This window comes from Desulfofundulus sp. (genome assembly GCF_049701015.1).
Classification (GTDB): domain Bacteria; phylum Bacillota; class Desulfotomaculia; order Desulfotomaculales; family Desulfovirgulaceae; genus Desulfofundulus.
Genome location: NZ_JBNATZ010000270.1, coordinates 1 through 3247, shown reverse-complemented (window position 1 = coordinate 3247; position 3247 = coordinate 1). Strand labels below are relative to the sequence as shown.

General features: G+C 55.1%; 2 protein-coding genes and 1 tRNA gene. 1 reads left to right on the top strand and 2 read right to left on the bottom strand.

Features of this window, described 5'->3' with window-relative positions:
• Positions 1-383 precede the first annotated feature (383 nt).
• Positions 384-458: transfer RNA gene (locus ACPLUI_RS12980), tRNA-Val, on the bottom strand.
• Positions 459-621: 163 nt separating this feature from the next.
• The gene (locus tag ACPLUI_RS12975; RefSeq protein ID WP_424660674.1) at positions 622-1398 is read right to left on the bottom strand and encodes a 2-phosphosulfolactate phosphatase; all 777 of its coding nucleotides are present in this window, start codon (positions 1396-1398) and stop codon (positions 622-624) included.
• Between the two features lie 162 nt (positions 1399-1560).
• Between ACPLUI_RS12975 and ACPLUI_RS12970 the strand changes: the two genes are divergently transcribed.
• On the top strand, positions 1561-3247 hold a 1687-nt coding region (locus ACPLUI_RS12970), incomplete at its 3' end, for an ABC1 kinase family protein (protein WP_424660673.1).

Here is a 3247-nt window from a genome sequence, read left to right as displayed (position 1 = left end):
TCTTCGACATGAAACCGCCTCCAACGGGTTTTTCCGTATCGTACTAAAAACAGGTGTTCCGGGGCAAAACAAGAACTGGAATCTTAGGGAATTCTACAGAATTTCTAGCTGGGAAAGATCAAGGTCAACATCGGTTTGCCTTAAAGAGGATGTCGCAAAGAAAAAGTCGGGGACACAGCCTCCGTCAAGGCCAAACCCGACTGTTGATTTGCTAACCGTTTGCTAACCGATTTGCTAACGAACTATTTTGGACGCTTTGATTTTAAGACATTCTAACTGGACTATTCTGGATAGTAAATATTTAACAATTCCCGCCCGGCCCTTTAAAATCAAGGTTTTTCGGATCAAGCAAAAAGCCCCGTTTTTCGGGGCTCTGTTCTTGCTGGTGGGCACGGCTGGTTTCGAACCAGCGACCTCTTGAATGTGAGTCAAGCGCTCTCCCACTGAGCTACGCGCCCATCTTATACTATTGTTCTCCCCATTGCATGTGTTATTGTAGCATATTTGGCGGCCCGGCGCAAGAGGTCCCATTGTTTTTTTCATGCCATCTCTGCGGGCTTGAAAGCGGGAGGCGTTTAAATTCCCGGCTTTATCGCTCCGGATGAACCGAATGGAGCAATTTTAACCGTTTTCAATGCTCAGAAAGCCATTGTCATTTTTGACGACGGGAACCACCTGAAATGTGTTCAGGGAGGCACACCAGTCCAGATCGGCAGCCAGCCCCATGTTTAAAAGCTTGCGCCCGTGGCTGGCGTGGTCAAAAGCCCGCCGGGGGTTCTCCAGGTAGGCATGGGCCAGGTGCAGAGCGGCTACGGCCAGGTCGGTAAGGTCCAGAGCAGAAGGTTGCCGGGCACTTAAACGAAGCCAGCCGGGTTCCACCATCTCTAAAATCTCCAGTACCACCATGCCTGCTCCCAGAATATCTTCCAGGGAAAATTGACCTTGCGTACCGGCACAGACCATGGTTACATTCCGACCCAGACGACAGGCTTCCTGAGCCACGGCGCGGGCGTTCAGCAGGCTCCCCACCAGTACGATGCGTGCTTTTTGGGCTGCAGCGTTCAGTGCCCGGGTACCATTGCTGGTGGTAAGGACCAGCGTTTGGCCGCCAACTACTTCGGGAGGGTATTCCAGGGGGGAGTTGCCGCACGGAAAGCCCGGGATCTTTCGCCCACCCCGCTCACCCGCCACCAGTACGGGTATGTTTTCCCCGGCCAGCCTCTCCGCCACCTCCCTGGCTTCGGCTGCTTCCAGAACCGGAACCACACGCCGGCAGCCGTGCGCTATGGCAGTAACAATGGTAGTGGTAGCCCGTAAGATATCAAAAACAACTGCGGTGTGCCCGGTGATTTCGGCCTGCACAATACTTTCGGTGGTGGGAAGAATGTCGATGCGCATCAATGTACGAACCTCCTTTTGGGAGAGTGCTTAGAAATTGCCGGGGTGGCTGCAAGTAACTGCAAGTACAAGTATATTATACAGGCTCCTGTCCCGGCGGCAAGAAAAATGACACGTGGGTGGATATGTACCGCCGTCGGGAGAGGGTTTTTAAAAGCGGTTGTGGAAAAAATAAGTAATAACACCGGCGTCGGCCGGCACCCTGGAGGGGACTGGTCCATGCAATTCCACCTGCGCAAAAGGTATAAACACTTTGCCCGCTACCGGGAAATAGCCAATGTCCTGGTGCGTCACGGCTTTGGTTACCTGGCCCACCAGCTCGGCCTCGGCGAGTTCCTGAGCCTTGGCCGACTGTACAAGCCGGGACGCCAGTCTGATAAAAGGCGGCTCAAAGTGGCGGAACGTCCTTCCCCTCCTGAAAGGCTGCGTCTGGTCCTTGAGGAATTAGGTCCCACTTTTATTAAGATGGGGCAGGTGCTCTCCACCCGTTCAGACCTGCTGCCTCCGGAATACATCGCCGAGCTTGAAAAGCTCCAGGACCGGGTGGCTCCTTTTTCTTTCAACCAGGTACGGGAGCGCATCCAGATGGAACTGGGGCTGCCCCTTGAAGAAGTTTTCAGCAGTTTTGAAACCACTCCTCTGGCCGCTGCTTCCATCGGCCAGGTTCACCGGGCCTACTTACGGGACGGCACGCCGGTAGTGGTCAAGATCCAGCGGCCGGGTACGGAAAAAATTCTCTCGACAGATTTAGAGATACTCTATGATGTGGCCCGGTTGGTGGACAGGCACGGACCCTGGAGGGAACTCTATTGCTTCGAGGAAATGGTGGAAGAATTTGAAAAGATCCTGCGGGAAGAAATGGATTTTACAGTGGAAGGGCGCCATGCTGATACCTTTCGCCAGCACTTTGCCGGCGACGGTACGGTCTATTTCCCTGCGGTGTACTGGGATTACACCACCAGTAAGGTGCTGACCATGGAATACATAGAGGGTGTGAAATTGACCCACCCGGAAGAGCTGGCCCACCGGGGCATTGACCGGCGGGTGGTGGCCCGGCACCTGGCCAGCGCCATATTGCGGCAGATCCTTATACACGGCTTTTTCCACGGTGACCCCCATCCAGGCAACCTGGCCGCCCTGCCCGAGGGGAGGGTGGCCTTTATGGATTTTGGTATTGTGGGGCGTTTGAGTGATGAGGTGAGGGAGAAAATAGGGGCCCTGGTTCTGGGACTGGTCCGGCGCAGCACTCCCCAGGTGGTACGGGCGGTGGAATCTCTGGGCGTGGTGCCGCCGCATGTGGACCGGGTCGCCTTGCACCGGGATATCGATGCTCTGAGGGAAAAATACTCCGAAATTCCTTTGAGCCGTATCAGCCTGGCCGAATCTCTGGGGGATGTTATGGGAGTTGCCTTCAAATACCGGATCCGGGTTCCGACCCAGTTCACCCTTCTGGTGAAGTCCCTGGTCACCGCTGAAGGTTTAGTTGCAAAGCTGGACCCGGAGTTGAGCATTGTGGAGATTGCCCGTCCCATGGGCAAACGACTGCTGGCGCACCGTTTCAGCCTGCCGGGGATAAAAAGGATGGTGGTGGAACATCTGGATGACTTTCACCAGCTTTTAACTCATCTCCCCCACCGCCTTGACAGGGTGCTGGACCTGGCTGCAGGTGGGGAACTGAAAATAAAAGCGGTTAACCCGGACCTGGACCGCATGTTCGGCCAGCTCAACGCCATGGTGAACCGCCTTGTTCTGGGCATTCTCCTTGGTTCTTTGATCGTGGGTTCTTCCCTGCTGCTGGGTCGGGGTTACACCATTCTCTGGGGGCTTCCCGTAGTCGAGGCCGGTTTTA

Excerpts from the sequence above, each read along its gene's own strand:
- ACPLUI_RS12975 (WP_424660674.1), bottom strand. The coding sequence starts at position 1,398 with ATGCGCATCGACATTCTTCCCACCACCGAAAGTATTGTGCAGGCCGAA.